The sequence below is a fragment of the Corynebacterium sp. Marseille-P3884 genome (assembly GCF_017942225.1).
GTDB lineage: Bacteria > Actinomycetota > Actinomycetes > Mycobacteriales > Mycobacteriaceae > Corynebacterium.
Window position 1 is genome coordinate 157,060 of record NZ_JAGKSD010000004.1, and the last position, 21,160, is coordinate 178,219.

The 21,160-nt window shown below is 64.9% G+C and carries 9 protein-coding genes; all 9 read left to right on the forward strand.

The features are described from left to right. The first annotated feature begins 70 nt into the window (after window positions 1-70). Window positions 71-4,072, forward strand: coding sequence for a DNA-directed RNA polymerase subunit beta' (locus tag J5Y21_RS03835; protein ID WP_210573007.1), 4,002 nt, complete (start codon window positions 71-73; stop codon window positions 4,070-4,072). Window positions 4,073-4,599: 527 nt separating this feature from the next. Continuing rightward, window positions 4,600-5,262, forward strand: coding sequence for a hypothetical protein (locus tag J5Y21_RS03840; RefSeq protein ID WP_210573008.1), 663 nt, complete (start codon window positions 4,600-4,602; stop codon window positions 5,260-5,262). A 25-nt stretch (window positions 5,263-5,287) separates the two neighbouring features. Further along, entirely contained in the window at window positions 5,288-8,251 is a 2,964-nt protein-coding gene (locus J5Y21_RS03845) for a hypothetical protein (protein WP_210573009.1), read from the forward strand. A 178-nt stretch (window positions 8,252-8,429) separates the two neighbouring features. Further along, window positions 8,430-12,014, forward strand: coding sequence for a tubulin-like doman-containing protein (locus J5Y21_RS03850; protein ID WP_210573011.1), 3,585 nt, complete (start codon window positions 8,430-8,432; stop codon window positions 12,012-12,014). Beyond that, complete coding sequence (locus J5Y21_RS03855; protein WP_210573013.1) at window positions 12,014-14,878, forward strand: hypothetical protein; 2,865 nt, start codon at window positions 12,014-12,016, stop codon at window positions 14,876-14,878. The genes J5Y21_RS03850 and J5Y21_RS03855 overlap by 1 nt, the downstream gene beginning before the upstream one ends. Beyond that, on the forward strand, window positions 14,878-17,130 hold the full coding sequence (locus J5Y21_RS11775; protein WP_210573014.1) for a hypothetical protein: 2,253 nt from the start codon (window positions 14,878-14,880) through the stop codon (window positions 17,128-17,130). Before J5Y21_RS03855 ends, J5Y21_RS11775 begins: the two co-directional genes overlap by 1 nt. Further along, complete coding sequence (locus tag J5Y21_RS03865) at window positions 17,130-18,938, forward strand: hypothetical protein (RefSeq protein ID WP_210573016.1); 1,809 nt, start codon at window positions 17,130-17,132, stop codon at window positions 18,936-18,938. Before J5Y21_RS11775 ends, J5Y21_RS03865 begins: the two co-directional genes overlap by 1 nt. Next, complete coding sequence (locus J5Y21_RS03870; RefSeq protein WP_210573018.1) at window positions 18,938-19,978, forward strand: hypothetical protein; 1,041 nt, start codon at window positions 18,938-18,940, stop codon at window positions 19,976-19,978. Before J5Y21_RS03865 ends, J5Y21_RS03870 begins: the two co-directional genes overlap by 1 nt. Then, the gene (locus tag J5Y21_RS03875) at window positions 19,978-21,072 is read left to right on the forward strand and encodes a hypothetical protein (protein WP_210573021.1); all 1,095 of its coding nucleotides are present in this window, start codon (window positions 19,978-19,980) and stop codon (window positions 21,070-21,072) included. The genes J5Y21_RS03870 and J5Y21_RS03875 overlap by 1 nt, the downstream gene beginning before the upstream one ends. Window positions 21,073-21,160: the final 88 nt, after the last annotated feature.

Genomic DNA, 21,160 nt, shown 5'->3' on the forward strand with positions numbered 1-21,160 from the left:
TTAAGACTTAAAACGAAGAACTAATTCAACTTCAATCCTCCCGCGAAATGGGAGGTGAAAGGGCATTTACGTGTTTGACGTAAACCTCTTCGATGAGCTCCGCATCGGCCTGGCCACCGCCGAAGACATCCGCCGCTGGTCGCACGGTGAGGTGAAGAAGCCGGAGACGATCAACTACCGCACCCTCAAGCCGGAGAAGGACGGCCTGTTCTGCGAGCGCATTTTCGGTCCGACCCGCGACTGGGAGTGCTCCTGCGGCAAGTACAAGCGCGTCCGCTACAAGGGCATCATCTGTGAGCGCTGTGGCGTCGAGGTGACCAAGTCCAAGGTGCGCCGCGAGCGCATGGGCCACATTGAGCTGGCCGCTCCGGTCACGCACATCTGGTACTTCAAGGGCGTTCCGTCCCGCCTGGGCTACCTGCTGGACCTGGCGCCGAAGGACCTTGAGCGCATTATTTACTTCGCCGCCAACATCATCACCTCTGTCGACGAGGAGGCACGTCACAACGACATGTCCACCCTCGAGGCGGAAATGATCCTGGAGAAGAAGGAAGTCGAGCAGGACACCGAGTCCGAGATCGAGGACCGTGCCCAGAAGCTCGAGGAGGACCTCGCCGAGCTCGAGTCCGAGGGTGCCACCGCCGCTGCGCGCAAGAAGGTGCAGAATGCTGCCGACAAGGAAATGCAGCACATGCGCGAGGCAGGCGAGCGCGAGATCGAGCGTCTCGACGAGATCTGGAACACCTTCATCAAGCTCGCCCCGAAGCAGATGATCATCGACGAGAACCTCTACGAGGAGCTCGTTGACCGCTACGAGGATTACTTCACTGGCGGCATGGGCGCCGAGGCGATCCAGACCCTGATCCGCAACTTCGACCTGGACGCTGAGTCCGAGGAGCTGCGCACGATCATCGCTGAGGGCAAGGGCCAGAAGAAGGTCCGCGCACTCAAGCGCCTGAAGGTCGTCGCTGCGTTCCAGCGTTCCGGCAACGACCCGGCCGGCATGATCCTCGACGCTATCCCGGTGATCCCGCCGGAGCTGCGTCCGATGGTTCAGCTCGACGGTGGCCGCTTCGCCACCTCCGACCTGAACGACCTGTACCGCCGCGTGATCAACCGCAACAACCGCCTGAAGCGCATGATCGACCTCGGTGCGCCCGAGATCATCGTGAACAACGAGAAGCGCATGCTGCAGGAGTCCGTTGACGCGCTGTTCGACAACGGTCGTCGCGGCCGCCCGGTCACCGGTCCGGGCAACCGTCCGCTGAAGTCCCTGTCCGACCTGCTCAAGGGTAAGCAGGGCCGCTTCCGCCAGAACCTGCTTGGTAAGCGTGTGGACTACTCCGGCCGTTCGGTGATTATCGTCGGTCCGCAGCTCAAGATGCACGAGTGCGGTCTGCCGAAGCTGATGGCTCTCGAGCTGTTCAAGCCGTTCGTGATGAAGCGCCTGGTCGACAACGACTACGCGCAGAACATCAAGTCCGCCAAGCGCATGGTCGAGCGTCAGCGCCCCGAGGTGTGGGACGTGCTCGAAGAGGCGATTGCCGAGCACCCGGTGCTGCTCAACCGCGCACCGACGCTGCACCGCTTGGGTATCCAGGCCTTCGAGCCGGTCCTGGTCGAGGGCAAGGCCATCCAGCTGCACCCGCTGGCATGTGAGGCCTTCAACGCCGACTTCGACGGCGACCAGATGGCTGTCCACCTGCCGCTGTCCGCTGAGGCACAGGCTGAGGCACGTGTCCTCATGCTGTCCTCCAACAACATCCTGTCCCCGGCATCCGGTAAGCCGCTGGCTATGCCGCGTCTGGATATGGTCACCGGCCTGTACTTCTTGACCATGGTCAAGAGCGAGAGCGAGATCGGTGGCCAGGGCGCATACGCACCGGCCGACGAGAACGGCCCGGAGCGCGGCACCTACTCCGATCACCGCGAGGCCATCATGGCCTATGACCGCGGTGTGCTGGGCCTGCAGGCTCCGATCAAGGTGCGCATCAGCCACCTGCGTCCGACGCGCGAGATCGAGGCAGAGCAGTTCCCCGATGACTGGGAGAAGGGCCAGACCTGGACCGCGGAGACCACGCTCGGTCGCATCATGTTCAACGAGATGCTGCCGTTCAACTTCCCGTACCAGGAAGGCGCCATGGTCCGTAAGGGCGGCGGCTCCGGCAAGGTCCTGCTCGGCGACATCATCTCCGCCATGGTGGAGAAGTACCCGATGATCACCGTCGCGCAGACGATGGACAAGCTCAAGGACGCCGGTTTCTACTGGGCGACCCGCTCGGGCATCACCATCACCATGTCCGACGTGCTCGTGCTCCCGAACAAGACCGAGATCTTGGACGAGTACGAGAAGGAAGCCGCAGAGATCGAGCGCAAGTTCTGGGAGAAGGGTGCTCTTACCGAAGAGAACCGCTACGACCGTCTTGTGGAGCTGTGGCAGGACGCCACCAACAAGGTGGGTCAGGCTGTCGAGGATCTGTACCCGGACGACAACCCGATTCCGATGATCGTGAAGTCCGGTGCTGCCGGTAACATGCGCCAGATCTGGACCCTGGCCGGCATGAAGGGCATGGTCGTGAACTCCCGCGGTGAGTACATCACCCGTCCGATCAAGACCTCCTTCCGCGAGGGCCTGTCCGTGATGGAGTACTTCAACAACTCCCACGGCTCCCGCAAGGGCCTGGCTGATACCGCTCTGCGTACCGCTGACTCCGGTTACCTCACCCGCCGTCTCGTGGATGTCGCGCAGGACGTCATCGTCCGCGAGGACGATTGCGGCACCCACCAGGGTGTCAAGGTTCCTGTCGCAGAAGCGACAGGAACGGGCAACCACGTCCGCCACGACCTGGTGGAGACCTCCGTGTCCGGCCGCGTGCTGGCCGCGGATGCGACCGATGCCGACGGCAAGGTCATCCTCGAGGCAGGCAACGACCTGTCCGAGGAGCGCATCGACACCCTGGTCGAGGCCGGTGTCAAGGAGATCAAGGTCCGCTCCGTGCTGACCTGCCAGACCCCGACCGGTGTGTGCGCGAAGTGCTACGGCAAGTCCATGGCTACCGGCAAGCTGGTGGACATCGGCGAGGCTGTCGGTATTGTCGCGGCCCAGTCGATTGGTGAGCCGGGTACCCAGCTGACCATGCGTACCTTCCACCAGGGTGGTGTCGGCGGCGACATTACCGGTGGTCTGCCGCGTGTCCAGGAGCTGTTCGAGGCCCGCGTGCCGAAGAACCGCGCCCCGATCGCGTCTGTCGCCGGCGAGATCTCGCTGGAGGACGAGGGCAACTTCTGGACCCTGACCATCCACCCGGAGGACGGCTCCGACGACGTGGTCTACGAGAAGCTGTCCAAGCGCCAGGGCCTGGCTCAGGTGCGCCGCCCGATGGAGTCCAACCCGGACGCCATGATCGAGCGTTCCCTCAAGGACGGCGACAAGGTCAACGTCGGCGACCGTCTGCTGCGCGGTGCGGCTGATCCGCACGACGTGCTCGAGGTTCTCGGCCGCCGCGGTGTGGAGAAGCACCTCATCGACGAGGTCCAGGCTGTCTACCGCACCCAGGGTGTGTCGATTCACGACAAGCACATCGAGATCATCATCCGCCAGATGCTGCGCCGCGGCACCGTCATCGACGCGGGTGCGACTGAGTTCCTGCCGGGCACCCTGGTCGACCTGTCCGAGGCACGCCAGATCAACAGCCAGGCCGTTGCCGAGGGCGGCGAGCCAGCTGAGCTGCGCAGTGAGATCATGGGTATCACCAAGGCATCGCTCGCGACCGAGTCGTGGCTGTCCGCCGCCTCCTTCCAGGAGACGACGCGCGTGCTCACCGACGCCGCGATCAACAAGCGCTCCGATAAGCTGATCGGCCTCAAGGAGAACGTGATCATCGGTAAGCTCATCCCGGCCGGTACGGGTATCTCGCGCTACCGCAACATCTCCGTCAAGCCGACGGAGGCCGCACGTTCCGCCGCCTACTCGATTCCGTCCTTCGGCGATTCGATCTACGGCGACGAAGGCTACGGCGAGTTCACCGGTGCATCCGTGCCGCTCGACGAGTACGGCTTCGATCAGTTCTAAGCGCCTAAACGCCCGCGCTTAACGACGAGCCCGGCTCCCGCCCCCGACCCCGCACTTTCCCGCGGGGCGAGTGGGGGAGGGGAGCCGGGCTTTTCGTGTCCTTCAATGGACGCTTGGAAGATGTAAAAATGGTCGCGTAGAACGTGTAAAAACGGTAGCGTAGCGCATCCGAAATATGGTCTTCTAGTGCCTTTGGCCTCGGGCAACAGCGGCTAAGGCGAGTGGGACTATTTTCGGCAGTATTTCCGCCGTAATGGGGGGGCGTGGAGGCATTCATGCTGTCGCTCTCTACTTCACCCACTCTGTTTGCGTGTCTGAACAAACGCTTGGTGGCGCGAACTTCTCGGGGTTGCTTGGTCTTAGCGAAGGGGATCCCGGGTACTCATCTTCTTCTCAGTTCGGCCTGCCGAATCCTGAGATCTCGGTAAAGTACAGGGCGGAAAGTGTGCTGTCCGTGCGAATCTCTCGGGCTCCTCCTCTATGCCCGGGGTGTTCGTGCGGATCAGCGCTTTGTAGAGGAGGCATGAATGACCAACCAGCAGCCGCCGTTTGGCGGGGGATTCCCGCAACCGGGGTCCGGTAATCCAGGTTCAGGTGGATCTAGCGCGTGGGGCTCCGGCTCTTCTGCAGCAGATTCGCCGTGGGGCAGCCCCGGGCAGAGCGCCCCGGCACCGACTCCCAGTACGGGTGGTGCGTCCTCCCCGTGGGGTTCGCCAAGTAGCGCTGGCACTGGTGCTGTCACGGATCCTTTCGCCGCACCGCCGTCGGATCCTTTCGCGCCTGCGAAAGAAGGCGACTATTCCGGTCCGCTCCCAGGCGCGCCTGGTTCAGCAGAACCGGCTGGTGGGGCGTCGCCGTTGGAGCCGTCCTCGGCACCGGCAACCTGGCTGGTGCCGGGTCTGGCCCTCGGCATCATCGCGCTGGTGATGGCCGTGATCCTGCTGCTGGGTGACATTTCCCCGATCTCCGGCACATACGCGGGTATGGCTTTCGGCGCGTGGGCGCTGGCTGGCCTTGTGGGTGTGTCCTCCTTGGCCTTCTACTTCTCCGAGGACACCCGACGCCGTGCCAACGGCATGTACTCGATTGTCGGATGGAAGCAAGGTCTGTACTGGGCCACCCTGGCGGTGCTGCTCATCGCCATCATTTTGTCGTCGCTCTGCATCGCCCTGTGGGTAGGCAGGCTTTAGGCGCCGCGAGGAGAACACGATCACAATGACGAAGAACAACAAGATCGCGGCCCTGGCCCGCCGGGCCACCGCCGTCGCAGCCGCCGGTGTCCTCGCACTGGGTACCAGTGCCTTCGGAGCGTTCGGCACCCTCGAGGCCTCCGCACAGGGAGTGCAGCCGTTCAAACCGCTGGAAAACGGGCCCCTCTCGCCCGGCGATAAACCAGAAGGTGGTGTGAAGCCGGAGAAGCCGGGCAACAAGCCTGGCGACAAACCTACTGAGAAGCCTGGCGATAATCCTACTGACAAACCCACTGAGAAGCCGGGCAACAAACCCACTGAGAAGCCTGGCGATAAACCGGCTGATAAGCCGGGGAATAAGTCGGACAAGCCTTCGGGCAACGCGGTGCAGGCCGAAGGCGGGGACAATGCGCTCGGCCAGCTGGGTGCGTGCTTGGCTAATAACGACGAGCTCGACGTCTTGCTGTTGATGGACGAGACGAACAGTCTGGTCAACCGGTGGGACGACGGCAAGAAGGTCGAAGGTGAGCCGGGTGCGGACCCGGACCACTTCCGTATTCCTGCCGCGCAGAGCTTCGCGAAAATCCTGCTCCAGAAGAGCGAGGATCAGAACCTCACCACGAATATCAAGATCGCCGGCTTCGGCCACACCTACAAGAATGAGCTGAACAACCCGGGCGAGGGCTACAAGGGTTGGATGAAGCTGACGGAGGATAGTCAGCAAGACGTCTACGAGCAGATCCAGACGTTTGAGAAGCGCACGGAGGAGACCAAGGGCACTGACCACAACGCCGCGCTGGAAGGCGCGAGCGACGACCTGCTCAACTCCCCGGGCGAGGATCCCTGCCGCCTGTTGGTCACCTTCACTGACGGCAAACTCGCCACCGGCGACGACAAGGGTGCAGAGGACAACCTGTGCCGCCCGAACGGCGTCGCTGACCGTCTCCGCGCCGCAGGCGTCACGCACGTCGGCATCGGCCTGACCAACCCGCAGCTCAACGAGAATTTTGACCTGTTCCAGGCCATTACCGAAGGCGAAGCCGCAGGCATCACCTGTGGTAAGGAGCCGCGCAACGGTGCGTTCTACCCGGCGAACAAGGTGGGCGATCTCTTCGCCGCCTTCCGCTCCGCGCTGGATACCGGCGGTTCGGCCGGCCAGACCACGAACGCTAATGAGCCGTTCACGTTCGTCCTGGACAACTCGATTACGTCTGTCCGCTTCAGCGCTGTGGGTCGTGACGATCTCGGCCCGGACGCGAAGCTGGAGATGACTGCGCCGAACGGCGACAAGGTCGTCATGGAAGGCGATGGTGAGAAAAATGCCGGCGGCGGCAAGGTCACCTGGGAGGCGCGCAACGACGCGGTTCAGAGTGCCGACGGTGCCCTGAACAAGACCGGCGACAAGGACTGGGCTGGCGAATGGTCCATGCGGTTCATCGACATTGCGCCGGAGGCAGAAAAGGACGGCGAGGTGTTCAACCTCGTCGAGATGGTGCCGGAACTCAACGTCACCTTCAGCGCCGACGGTGCCAACGATGCGGCGAAGACCGACGATGAGGGCGGCAAGAACGACCTCAAGGTCATGGACGACGGCAACCTGATCGTGTCGTTGACCGGACCCGATGGCAAGAAGATCGATCCGGAGGGCAAGGCGGAAGGCACAGTCGAGTTCGTCCCGAGCGGCGGCGGTGACCCGGTCACGCTCGAGGAGAAGGCGGACTTCTCCTCCGGCAGCGTCGAGATCCCGGCATCGAAGATCCCCGACGCTCCCGCATCCGGCCGTGTCAAGGCGGAAGTGACCATCACGACTGCGGGTGCGAAGGGCAAGCCGGGCACCACGCTGTCCCCGCTGGAGGGCGATACCGCGCTCAGCGTCGCCGTGCAGAACCTGCCGCAGTTGCCCGGCCAGATCGACGTGGCCACCGAGGGCGAAGAAGTCACGGTGAATGTGCCGGTTTCCGGCCCGGGCCGTGTTTGGGTCGAGGGCGGTCAGCAGGTCGAGCACGGATTCGACGAACTCGGTGCGGTGACCGCTAACTCGGAGCACAACTCGAAGGACTCCGCGCTGACCGTTGCCCGCGGCGACACTGCTGAACTGCCGCTGACTTTCACGTTTGAACAGCGTGCGCAGCTCATCGCCAACGGCACGCTGCCGGTCCACATCGCTGACGAGAACGGAGGCGAGGAGCGCGTGGTCGACGTGGCCACCAAGATCGACTCCAAGGTGCCCGTGTCTAAGGGCGTCGCCGTGGTGACCTTCATCCTGGCGCTGCTTCTCGGCCTGCTGCTGCCGTTGTTGCTGTTGTATCTGGTGCGCTACCTCACCTCCAAGATCCCGAGCGATCCGGCGGTGGGCCCGGTGGCGTTCCGCATGACCCGCAGCGCCGGCGGCACCTGGTCGTACGACGGCCAAACGCAGCCGATGATCGACCCGACCGATGCAGCGGCGCGCCAGATGCAGCCAGGACCGCGTTCTGTTCAGGCCGGCCGTGCGGAAGCTAAGGTCGAAAGTTTCTCCATCAACCCGCTGACCGCGGCGAATGTCATCGTGTCCACTCCGTCGATCGCCGGCGACGGCAAGGAGAAGGACGGCCATGCGGTGCTGCCGCTGGCGGTGCAGGACTCCTGGTTCGTTCACGCGCCGAGCCAGTCCGGTGACGACATCGAGGTCGTCGCGTTCCCGCGCATCCCGATCGCACCGGCCGCGCAGGAGCAGCTACAAAACGAGATTGCTACGGAAGCACCTGCGCTTGCCGACACACTGGCCGAACGTCTTCCGTCCGCCGAGCCGGCCCCGGGCCAGTTCGACCAGGGCGGCGGATTCGCCCCGCCGGGCGAGACCGACTTCGGCGCTGCCGGTGCCGGTTGGGTCCCGCCTCAAGGAGGCGGTCAGGATATCGGCGGTGAATCTCCGTGGGGGCCGCCGAGCGCCGGTCCGCAGCCGGGCAGTGGTGGAGCAGGGGCCCCGTGGGGGCCGCCGCCGCAGTAAGGACTGTGATCCCCCTTGGAGCAATCGAGAAAATCGCTCAGCCGGGCTGCGGGCGAACCGCACAACGGCCATGATTGGGAGCAGGAATCTTCACAATTGAAAAACGAATAACTGAATAACCGGATTGCACAAGCATCAGTGAGCTAGAAGCTAAACCCATTTAAAGGAGCACCCCCTCATGGAAAGAGTCCTCGTCGTCGGTTGCGGCGGTTCGGGCGCTAAGACCTTGGCGTTCATGATGGACCAGCTGAAGACGATGTTGGCGGAGCGTCTCCCCAACGAATACGTCTCGCCGAAGGACGTGAAGCTGCCGGACGCATGGCAGTTCGTGTCCTTGGATGTGCCCACCAAGCCGGAGTCCGCGGGCAAGAACCTGCAGAATGTCCAGGAGGCGGGCGGACGCTACATTTCGGTCGGCTCCTCCGGCCGCTACGCCAACGTCGATGCCGCGGTGTCGGCGCGTTTGGCCAGCGGTAAGAAGCTGGGGACGATTTCTTCGTGGGCGCTGCGCAACCCGGGGGCGGAGACCACCCCGATCTCCGCGGGTGCAGGCCAGTACCGCTCCATTGGCCGCATGCTCACCCTGAGCAAGCTGCGCGAAGTGCAGGAAGAGCTGGAAAAGGCGTGGGCGGCGTTGAACCAGCCGGGCACGGCTAGTGAGCTCAGCCGCGTCCAGACGGCGCTGACCGGACGCGCGTCGTCCGCAGTGAACGCGGGCAAGGACGTGCCGCTGATCATCGTGGTCACCTCCATGTCCGGCGGTGCCGGCGCATCCATGGCGATCGATGTCTGCCGCTTGCTCACCTCCCTGGATAAGGCGAGCGTGGGCCGCAACTGCATGTTCGCCTTCACCCCGGATATCTTCAGCGGCATTCCGCAGGACCAGGTGATGGGCGCGAACCCGAACGCGATGGCGATGTTCGGCGAGATGGCTGCGGCACAGATGGGTGCGGCCACCGAGACTGACCGCCGTCTCTTCGAGCAGCTCGGCGTGAGCCTCGGCGACGAGAGCGTGCCGATCTCCCGTGTCTTCCCGGTCGGCGCACACTCCGGTGCAGAAGGCGCGCAGCTCGGCGACGGCAAGCCTGGCACCGTCTACCGCGCACTTGGCCGCGGCCTGGCGTCGCTGCTCATGGACGAGGCGGCGATGGGCCGCTTCACCCAGTTCAACCTCGGCAACCAGGGCGGCCTTCAGGCACGCGACAACACCTACGGCTGGGGCGTGCAGAACAAGAACAACCTCCCGTGGGGCTCCTTCGGCTACGCACAGCTGTCCATGGGCCGCGACCGCTACGCGGAGTACTCGGCGCAAAGGCTGGCACGCTCGGCCGTCGATAAGCTCGTGCGCGGACACATCGACCCGACGAACCCGGCGTCCGGCGATGAGCAGATCAAGCAGCGCGTGGACACCAACTGGCGTCAGATCCAAGCGCGCACCACGGTGATCCCGTTCGGCGAGAACGTCGGCGACTGGCTGTGGCGCACCTTCGGTGCAGAGATGGACCGCTGGGCGAATCGGTACGCGGAGACCCTCCGCCACCAGATCCCGCAGCCGAATAACCGCCGCGGGCGCGACTGGGCACCGGAAGTCGTCGGTGCATTGAATGTCCTCGACCAGCAGGTCACCGCCGACAACGGTGCGGACTTCTACGCCGCCGCCTACAACTGGGCGAACCAGCGTAACCTGCAGGAAGGATTTTTGGGTATCATCCGCCGCGAGGTGGGCAATTTCGGCCTGCCGTACGGCGCGACGGTGCTCGATGCGATCAAGAACATGCTCTCCCGCGACGTGCTGCCGCAGCTTGAGCAGGCGGCCCGCGGACAGCAGCGTCTGTCCCTCCACCCGGAGACTGAGCGCGCGATGATGAATGCGCGCGGCAAGATCGTCAGCGCCGAGCAGTACATGGAAGACATCGTCCGCCACGCGCGCCAGCAGCTCCGCCACCGCGCGCAGGCACGCATGTCCGAGTTCGTCATGGTGACGCTTACTGACTTCATCGACCGTTTCATCGGCCCGCTGCAGAAGGCGATGACCACCGAGCACACCGATCTCGAGCACGAGCTGTCGCTCAACAACGATAAGGACTTGGGTGTTGCGCAGCTGAAGACGAACGTGCCGCAGTTGTGGCCGGAGGACACCGACATGGTGCCGCCGCGCTTCTCCCAGGCGGCGAACGAGATCTTCCTCACCGAGATCGAGGATTTCCCGCGCCAGTACGTCCACGATATTCAGAACGCCACCAACGCGGACTCCTACTCCAACGCGATCTCCAGCGCTGCTTCCTCCGTGGTCAGCGGCGCATGGTCGGCGCTCGAGGGCGCGGAGCAGGCACCGGAGGACCTGATCGTTCTCACCGGCCCGTGGGTGCCGATGAACTTCACGCGCGACCCGAATAACCCGTCGGAGCTGCTGGACCCGAAGCTGGGCCAGTTCTCGGTGCGCGTTGGTGCCGAAGAGGTCCTGGAGCGCTCCCGCATGTACATCCAGCGCCGCGGCTTCTCCTTCTACGACTTCATCTCCACCTCGCTGCGCAGCTACGTCACGTCGCCGACGCTGCAGGACCACGAGCGCCGGGCACGCCAGCAGCGCCTGGCCTCCAAGTTCACCGAGGCGATGAAGAACGCGCTGCCGCTCGCGCAGATCGACGACAACTTGGTGCGCAACCTGTACGGCGACGAGGTGGGCTACGCGTTCAACTTCTCCAAGGTCCCGCTCGAGGGCGACGAGTCCGCGCAGATGCTCGCTGACGAAGTGGTCAACTTCCCCAACGTCAAGCTGGCGGACCCGATGAGGCCGTTGGGCGACGCCCTGCAGAACCAGGGCGAGGAGCGCTCCATCGACATCTTCGGTTCCTACCCGAACTACGTGCCGGTGGTCTTCGGCTCCCTGCTGCGCCCGATTCGCGAACAGTGGGACGGCCTGAAGGATGCCCGCAAGGAGTTCTGGCGCGCCAAGCGTGCACGCCCGATCCAGGCCGCAGTCCCGATGAGCGAGGCGGAGCGCCGCGCATTCGTCGGCGGCTGGTACATCGGCCGCATCATCGGCTACATGGACTTCCCGGCCACCCTGGACACTCCGGACAACAACAGCCCGGTGAAGGTGTACGACGACACCGAGGGCAACCACGGCTGGGTGTCCTTCCCGGACCCGCTGCTCACCCCGCCGTCGAAGTTCCGCAATGTGTTCGACTGGTTGCCGGCCGTCATCGAGTCCGCCCCGCTGGCGTGGACGAAGGCGGGCATGACGCCGCTGTTGGATAGCTACCGCCCGTACCGCGTCATGCGCGGGTTGTACGACAATGCGGAGAACCCGTCGGAGATCGGCCGCACGCTGCACGGCACCCGCCTGCTGGCGAAGTGGCTGGCCACCGGTGAGCGCAAGAGTGGGGACCGCCTGATGGTCAAGGGCACCGGCCCGGAGGTCACGCCGGAAGAGCGCCTCGCCGCGGTGAAGACGTGGCTGTCGCGCCAGCGCGAGATCGCCATGGAGTACGTCCCCACGGATAAGCTCCTGCGCGACCAGCTCTCCGTCCAGGCATCCCGCCCGGTCGCGGACGTCGATTCGCGCGAGCTCGCCTCCCGCATCCCGCTTTTCGCTGATGTCGCGCTGGATGTCTACGAGGTCATTGACACGATCATGCACATGCTGGACGAGGCGGACCGTCTCAAGCACAGCGCCCTCGAGGAAGCCCCTGAGCTCGATCTCGGTTCGGTTTCGCGCCCGGCAACCATGCCGACCATGCCGGGAGAGGATGACATTTAATGGCTGACACGTTTCGCGCCGCTGCTACGCAGGTGTGCGTGCCCATTTTCGTCGGTCGCGGCCGCTTCGGCGCCGCGCTCCGTCAGGCTCTCCAGGATTTGGAGGCCCTGCACCTCATCGGCCGCGCGATCTGGGTGGACATCGACGCATTCAGCGGCCCGATGGACCAAGCATTGCTTATCGACGGCCGCGTGGACGCCACCCCTTCCACCACCGACAGCTTCGCCCGGCTTTTGGCCAGCGGCTATAACGAGCGCTTCGCCCTCTGTCTCGTCAACGCCCAAAACGGCGAGGACAATATCCGCGACGACGAGCTGCAGAACGTTTCCGACGCTGTATCGGACCTGAACCCGCTGCCCGTCAACGTGCTCGCCGGCCGCGCCGGGGAGACAGAGGCAACCGACGTTGACATCGTCCGCGGCTACGTGAATCTGTTTGTGGCGCCGGAGGAATCCGATGCCCCGTCCGATCATGCGGTCCCGGTGTCTGCCGGTGAGCGTGAGAACACTTTCACCTTGCTGGTGGCCACGACGTTGTGCTCGCTGTTCGGTCTGTGGGACGGCGCTTCCGAGTGCCCAGTGGAGCAGCTGCGCGGCACTGCATCGCCGATTCACTTCCGCCTCACCCGCGCTTATTTCCGTCGCGTCGATGGCGAGGTGGTGCAAAACCAGCTGCGCCAAGCTCTCTTCGACACCGAGGTCAACCCGGTCCCGCGTCTGTACCGCGCCGACGGCGGCACCGCTGTGGTGGAGCACCCGCAGGACCGCGCTCAGTTCTCCCGCGCGGCCGCCGACGAATTCTTGGGCATGTACCGCGATGGTCTGATGCCTGTCCGCGAGTCCGCGCAAACGCAGCGTGACCGCGAGCTGAGCAATAAGCAGGCCTCCCGGGAGCTGCGCCAGATCTGGTGGCAGACTCTCATCAACACTCCGGCCAACTTCTTCAACGACCTGCGCGGCGGTGCTTCCGACCAGATTTCGGCGAGTCTGCAGCGCGTCTACGGCACGGACTCCTCCGCGGTGATCGGCAGCATGAAGCACCTGCAGGGTGCTCCGGCGCAGATCTCCCAGGAGGCGCAGCAGGCCGACCGCAACCAGATTGCGGCGACCATGCACCCGATGTGGAACGGCTACAAGAATTTCGCGCTGACCATGCTGGACGCGAAAGCGCGTCCGATGGATCCGTTCAAGCAGAACACCGCAACCCCGCAGGTTGTGCGTCAGCCCGCTTCCGACCACATCACTGTGGCGGCGAGTGCCCGCGACGTGATCCCGGCGCCCGAGCAGGCAATGCGTATCGACGATCCGAGTCTCCGCGATGTCATGGGCGCCGACTCTTTGGCCCCCTACGACCCGGAAGCGATCGCCGCTTACGAGCAGCGCCTGAACTCCGCCGACACCAACGGCGTGTTCGACACCGGCAAGCTCCACAACGATTTCGAGCGGTGGAAGAGCACTGAGCGCGGCAGTTTCGCCCGCCACGTCGGTGAGGAACTGCGCAATATCCGCGTGGAGTGCGAACGCCAGGTCGACGCCGCCCGCGCTGAACTCGAGCGTCTCAGCCGCGGAGTGAAAGCCCCGGAGACCGGTGGTGCTGCGAAGACTTTCCGGTTCATGGGGTGGGTGGCCACGACGTCGTTAAGCTTCTTCTTGCTTTTGTGGCTCATCGGCCACCTGGTGATGAAGAAGGCGCAGGACAAAATTGCCACCGGCGATGCCGGCATCGCGGATGCGATCTTCTCCCAGATGTGGTGGGTGAAGAACCTGAATGACGCGTCCGCGTCGACGTTGGCGTGGATGTTCGGCATCTGGATACTGGTCTGGCTGATTTTCTTCCTGCTGCAGGTCAGCTTCGAAACACGCGACCAAGTTCAGCTGGCCAACTTGCGCAAGAGCCAGGAAGCCCGCGTCAAGGCGGCGACGAACAACCTGCGCAATGCGGAAGTCGCGCTCGTGCGGATCGAGGAGGCGTACCCACAGTTCCTCTCCGTCACGCAAATGCTCGGCGAGCTGGTCAACCGCCCGTTCGGGCGCGTGAAGACCGAACGCAATATCGCCGCGCAGCCCAGCAACCGCATGCCCCGCAATGTCGTTTTCGCCGATGCTTCGCCAGAGCCTGACGCGGTGACGAATGTCGTGGCGCACTACAAAAACGGCCTCTACCACGAGGGTTGGCTCGGCGAGGCGGTGTCGGCCGGCATGGCCCGCGCGTACAGCGAGCTGTTCCAGCCCACCAACGACGACCGCTGGGACCACCTGTCCAGCCAGCGCGGCAAGAACACCTCGTCGCCGCTGGACCGCATGGCCCGCTACGTCACCTCGCCCGAGTTCTCCTCCCGCGACCGCACGGGGGCGAAGTGGCAGCCGGTCGCCGACGAGCTGCGCGCCAGCACCAGCCCGTTCAGCGGCCAGCTGCTGGGCAGCGTCGCGTCCGCGCACAGCGGCCCGTCCCGCGCGCTCGAGGGCGAGTTGCTTGACGACGCCCCGCGCGGCCACTTCAGCAGCCACTTCATGGCTTCTGCTAGCCGTGGCCGTTCCGCCTCTGTCGTCGACGGCGACTTGAGCGTTCACAGTGTGTCTTCCAGCCCCCGCGATCCGGTCGGCCGCACTGAGGTGCTCGTCCAGGTCGGCGGCAATGCCCAGGCGGGCGACATCACCCTGTCCGCCAATGGCGGCAATGCGGCGGAGAACACCGACGATATTGTCCTGCCGGGCTCTGGCTACGTCGAAGACAATTACGGCACTGACCGCGAGATGCCCACCGCGGGCCGTCACTCCACGAGCGGCAGCGGCGCCTCGTCCCGTTGGACTCCGGGAACGGGTGGCTCCTCGGCCGTCGATTTCCCGAGCGAAGGTGATATTTAATGGCGCTTCCTGATATGGCCATCGCCTGGCGCAATGCTGTCCAGGCACAGACGGGGTATCCCGTCCCTTCAGAAGCGGAGCTCATTCGCCACCTTGTCCACGGCGAATCCAACCCCAACACCCGCGTGTGGGCCGAGGCCCTGGATCTTCTGGTCATGCTCGACGGTGCAGGCCTGCACCTGCAGACACCGCTCGGCCCCGACCTGACCACCCCCAGCCAGCCCCTGCCCAATGCCCAGGGCAATGCTCCCAGCCAGCAGCAGGCGCCGCAGCAACAAGCCCCGCAGCAGTCGCAGCAACAGGCCCCGCAGCAGCCGCAGCCGCAGCGACAACCGCAGCCGCAACAGCCGCAGCAAGCCCCACAACAACAGTCGGGCTCGAGCGCTGAATACGGCAGGCACGCCGCCCCGGCGCAGTCTCAGCCTCAGGCACCGACGCCAACGCCGGCCCCGAACCCCGTCCAGGCGGCTCAGGCAACCCCGGAGCAGGCAGCGCCGAAACCTGCACCGGCGCCGACTCCTGCGCCGGAGGCGGAAGTGGCGCACCCGTTGGACTTGTCGGAGGACGACTTCGAGGCACTCGATCTGCTCGAGGACCTCATCGTCATCGACGGTGGAGGAGTTCGTGCCAAGGCCAACGATGAAGGCCAGATCCACGTCAAATGGGCGCTGCCGGAAGGCTACGACGCGCAGCCGGTGCAGATCTTCCGCGTGGTCAGCGACGAAGAAGCCTTCGACCGCGACCCAGCCGAAGGCATCCAGCGCGTCGCCACGAACGGCACATTCTTCGATGACCCGGAACCGCTGTCGTTTTCCTACCGCTACTACCAAGTGTGGCTCAACGAAGGCGCCAACGAGATCGACGCCTTGCGCAGCCAGCCGAAGCTGGTCGGCGAGGATTATTACGTCCGTCCGGTCGAGCACATCGAGCTCAATTTCGACGGCAGCGAAGTGAGTGGCAAGTGGGCGGAATTCCGCCACACTGACCGCGTCGCCGTCTACATCGCGCCGGAGGAAGAAAGGCGCCGGCTCACCCGCCGCTCCCACGAGGTCAGCCAGTCCAGCCGAAACGTCAACGGCTTCCGCTGGACCCCGCCGCAGCGCGGCCTGACCTACGCTGTGCAGGCGATCCGCGAGGTCAGTGTCAATGGCATGGTGAAAAAGAGTCCGTCCTCCGAAATCTTCACCATCGACATCACCGCCGAGGTCGTGGAAGTCGACGCGGACATTCAACTGGACAAATCCGTGGGCAACGGCCAGTTCAACGTCCGGTGGGAATTGCCCAATTCGGGCGAAGTGCGGATCTACCGCACACGCGAGCACCCCGCCGAAGGCCTCTCCGACAAGGTCGTCGAAACCGACCAGCTCGAAGGCTTCGGTCTGCCGGTGTCCTCCTGGGTCAACGATATCGCCGAGGCGAAAGACGCCGCAGATTTCGCATGGCCGGACGACTGGTACACCGTCGTCATCACCCCGGTCAGCGTCGTGGGCAATAAGGCCCGTGTGGGCACATCCACCAGCTACGTCCGCGTCGGCACCATTCCTGCCGCGCGCATCGAAGAGCGCGTTATCGCCCAGCTGATCACCTTCGGCTGGCCGGAGCAGGCGCACGAGGTCGCCGCCTTCCTCGCCGAGCCGGGGGAGGGCGGCCGGATCGATCCGCGTCAGGCCGACATGAAACCGATGACCACCATCGACGAGCAGGAGTACCGCAGCGAGGGCGGCATGCGCGTGCAGATGCGCGGCGCCCGCGATGTGGTGCTCGTACCGAGCCGCATGCACGCGGGCCAGCGTGAATGGGGCAGGACCACGATCATTCCGTACCGCGGCCTGCGCCACTTCCGCTACGAATTCCTCGTCGGCCCTGATGGCGGTCTCTACCTGTTCGTCTATTCCGAAAACGAGGAGTCCCGCTACCGCCGCTTCACGTTGCGCTACCACCCGGAGCGCCTGCCGCTCGAGCCGAATGACGGCGAGCCTGTCCGCGTGAGCAAGATCAACGGTAGCCATGTCGAGGATTACAAGCCGATAATGACAGCGGAGCACTTGTACCCCCAGAACTTGCAACCCGGTACCCCGGGCTTCGAGTACTGGCGCGTCGACCCGCAGCTGGTCGCCCGCGGACACGGGTGGCTCCGCCTGTTCATAGCGGACGAGCCCGAAAACGGGGAATCCGAGGTAGCACTGAGGGATCCGAATGTGGCCTCCCTCTGGTTCACCACCAATTTCCAGCAAACCGGAGGTATGCAGTAATGGCACGCTTTGCGCACGCGACGTACGCGTCCTTTTCCAACACGTCCAGCTCCGGTGGCTGGTCGATTGGCCCGACAGTGAACGCGGACCCGGACGACATCGAGCTGATCCGCTCCGCCGCCGCGATCTCGCTGACCCCGATTCAGGAGGTCAACGAGTTCATCGGCGGCGAAGAAATCGAGGCGTTGCCGCGCCGCTTCGAATACATCCCGCACCCGGCGCACGGCGTGTTCGTGCAGTCCGTCCCCGCCGGCAAGGACGCCACCGGCCGCCCGGGCAATGTGTTCACCCACGGTGTGGTGGACCACGCGCCGCAGGAGCCGCTCGCCTCCCAGTACCCGATCGCGTGGTTCCGCTCCCCGGATCTCGCGGCACCGTTCCGCGCCCCGGTGGTCAATTCTGTCCAGCTCGATCAGTCGCTCGACGAGCCCGCACGTGGCCCGCTTCCCGATGTCGCTAACCTCTGGCAGCTCATCACCGAGGTCCAGGGCGACCGTCGCGGCGTCGTGTACAAGATCCAGGAGGCGCTGGAGGATCCTGAGACCATTCCGGTGCTGCTCACCCCGTCGGACACGCAGGCCGCATTCTGGATCTACGCCGTGTCCACCACCATGACTCCGCAGGCCGCGCGCCTGGGCTTGCGCGTGAGCACCTTCGAACGCGCGCGCTCCATCGATGCCGCGAAGTGGGCCTCCCACGAGCCCGGGGTCGCCGCGCTTATCGCGGGCCCGGTCGAAGACGCAGAGCTTTTCGCCGCCAACCCCGCTTTCACCGTCATCGACCCGGAGAAGGACGCCAGCGCACAGCCGGTCACCGACTGGTCGCGCATGACTGCTGAGCTGTACACGTCGGGAAGTCAGGCAGCAGCAGCCGTCGATAAGCTCGCTTCGCTTGAGGAAGCGTCGGCGAGCTTCGGTGCGGGCCTTGCACAGCTCGCGCTCGCGCACCGCCGCAAAAATATTGAGCCGGAACTCAACCAGCTCGCGATCGACATCAGCGAACCCAGCGAGTTTCTCGCCGAGGATTACCCGACGCTCGTGAGCAAAGAGCTTATCGACGAACCCCGCCTCGACGAGCTCCGCGGCTCCGTCTACGAGACGCTGCAGCACTGGGAAGGCGACGGCACCCTGCTGATCAACTACGTCACCGACGCCGAAGCCATCGGCGCTTTTGACCGCGACATGCTGGTCGACGGCCTCGGTGCCCTCGGCAACCTTGAGAATCCCATCACCGAGATGATGAAGCACGGTGCCCTCAACCTGCGCCCCGACTCCGCTGCCGCCGGCCTTGTCAGCCTCGTGGCCAACAAGAAGATCGAAGAGGTCTTCGCCGGCGACGACATCACCGACGTCATGGAAAGGCTCGGCAGCGACGACATTTACCGCGCCCTGCGCCACGCCGGCCACACCGGTGTGGAAAAACTCAGCCCGGACACTGCCTGCTACCTCATCGGCGCCGCGCTCGCCGCCGCCGCATTCAACCAGCTGCAGTACCCCGTGATCACTGCCGACCCCCAGCAGCGGACCGAGACGATCCGCCAGCTCATCGACCTGGCGGGCCGCATCTCCGCCCGCGCGGTGCCGAGCCAGTCCAACGTTGATGCCGTGGCCCTTCGCACCTGGGAAGACTTCTTCCTCACCGCGCCCGACTCTGCGCAGGACACCGCCTTGGCCGCGCACGCCGTCAGCGCTCTGCCCGACGCATTCGCTGCCCTGCGCATCGAACGCACCGAGCAGTTCCTCAGCCGCGTCATCCAATCGCTGACGCAGAACACCCGCGGGTACGCGAACCAGAAAGGAGACCGGTAATGGCTCTTGAGAAACGCATGGGGCACGGCGAAGAGTACGAATTCGCCACCGACGGCGGTCCGTTCCGCGCGATTCTGGTCATGGAGCTCAACGACGGCGGCCGCTTTCGCGCCTACAACGGCGAGACCGAGCTGCCCCGCACCGGCGACCGCTACGCCCTGCGCGAATTGAACGGCCCCGCCGCCATCGAGGTGCGGCCGGATAACGAAGTCTTCGGCAACCGCGCCGAACTCTACGTCCGCGTCCAAGCCCGCGACACCGCCGATGGGCTCGTGGACCTGGCCCTCCCGCCGTTCAAAGTCGCCGCCCGCGACACCTTTACTCCGCTGACCCTCCTTCCCACCACCACGGGCGTGCGCGTCATCGGCGGCGACGGCGGGGGAGTGGGCGCCGTCCGTCCCCACGTGGGCGACACCGGCGGCAGCTCCGTCAGCTCGGTCAGTTCTGTCAGCTCCGTCAGTTCCGGCAGCTCGGTCGCGCCCGCCGCCGGTGCCACCGCCACTTCCGACTCCGCCGCACCGACTGCCGGGTCGACCCCGACTGTTCCGGCTGGCGGCGCTAGCACGGACGCCGTGCACATCATCGTCGACTCGTCCGCATCCATGCTGCGCAGCACCACCGTCGAGCAGATGGACGCGATGCTCAGCTTCGCTGTCAACGCCGTCTCCGTCATGCGCTGCGCGAAGCATCTGACCACCTCTTCCGGTCAGGCCGTGCCCGGCATCGTGGACACCCTTGAGGTGCCCGCCGGGACGACCGAGGCGCTGCGCGGCAACGACATCGGCTGGGAAATCAACGCGACGGATATCTCGCCCACGGCTGCCGTCATCGCCATCTCCGACGATGTTCCGGCCCGCCTGCTCGGCCGCAGCGCACCCGTCCACGTCATCTCGCCGCGACCGGTCGCCACCTCCGCCGGCATCACAGCAACGCTTTTCGACGACCGCCTCCACCGCGCCGTCGCCGAAGGCGATGCCCGCAGCTACCGCGACGCCATTCACTCTCTCCGTGGCGCCATCGATGCGGGGGTGACGTCCTGATGAACCCGAACGTCCCGTACGTGATCCCGTCTAAGGACCCGGTCACATTCGAAATCCTCGACCCTTCCGGCTCCGCGCCGAAGCACGAGGGAATCGACCTGCCCGATGACTGGATCAATTCCGGCGTTCTCACCGTGGCCATGGCCGGCGCTCGCTCGTCAGGGAAGAGTCTGTACATCGCGGTCGTCGTCAAGCTGTTGCGCGATATGTTGGCAGTCAACCGTGGCTTTTTGAATGCCGCCGACGAATACACGCGACGCACCTACGAGGAAAATTACGAGCGCCCCCTCTTCGAAGAGATGGGGCTCATGCCGCCGACCCCGCCGTCGGCGAACCCCGACGCGTACCAGAACCGCCCTCTCATCTACGACCTCGGTCTGCAACCCCGCGTCAACCCCGCCAATAATGAGCCCGTCAACCAGCGTATTTACCTCGTGCTCCAAGACGTCGCCGGCGAGGACCTCCGCGAAGAAGGCTTCCCTGAGCGCGCGCCGAAACTCGGGTTCTTCCGTCACGCCGACCGCATCGTGTTCCTCTACGACCCGATGGCCGTCAACCGCATCCGCCAACTTCTTGAAGGCACCGTGTCCACCAACGAAGTCGGTCGCGAAAACCCCGCCATGATTCTGCAGAACATCCTGCGGCTCATGTCGCCCGAACGCATGCCCGGCATCGCGCTCACCCTGTCCAAATTCGACATGCTCCAGCGTCTCGCCGACGTTGACCAGGTCGGCAGCGGCGGCATCCAGGGCCAGACCGTGGACTGGCAGGCCGCCATGAGTAACTACGGTGCCTCTTTCCGCCGCGAATCCAACCCGCCCAACGAACCCTTCGATTGGGCCGACCGCAGTTCCATGCACTTCGAGATCCGCAGCATGCTCAGCGCCCTCGGCGCCATGGAGATGCTCAATCTCCTCGAAACCCAATCACCCACCGGCCAGCCCGTTCCGTACAGCTGCCACGCCGTCTCCGCCCTCGGCGATTCGCCCGAAGGCGACAGCGTGTCCCGCATGGGCATCGCCCCGTTCCGCGTCCTTGACCCCATCCGCGAAATGTTCGCCCAATACGGCCTGTTTGAGGGAGGAAAACAATGACCCACCACAACCAAGGCTGGCTCGCCCGCGAGGAACGCCGCCTCACCGACGCGTCCGCCGCCACGCCTACCACCACGTCCGCCGACCC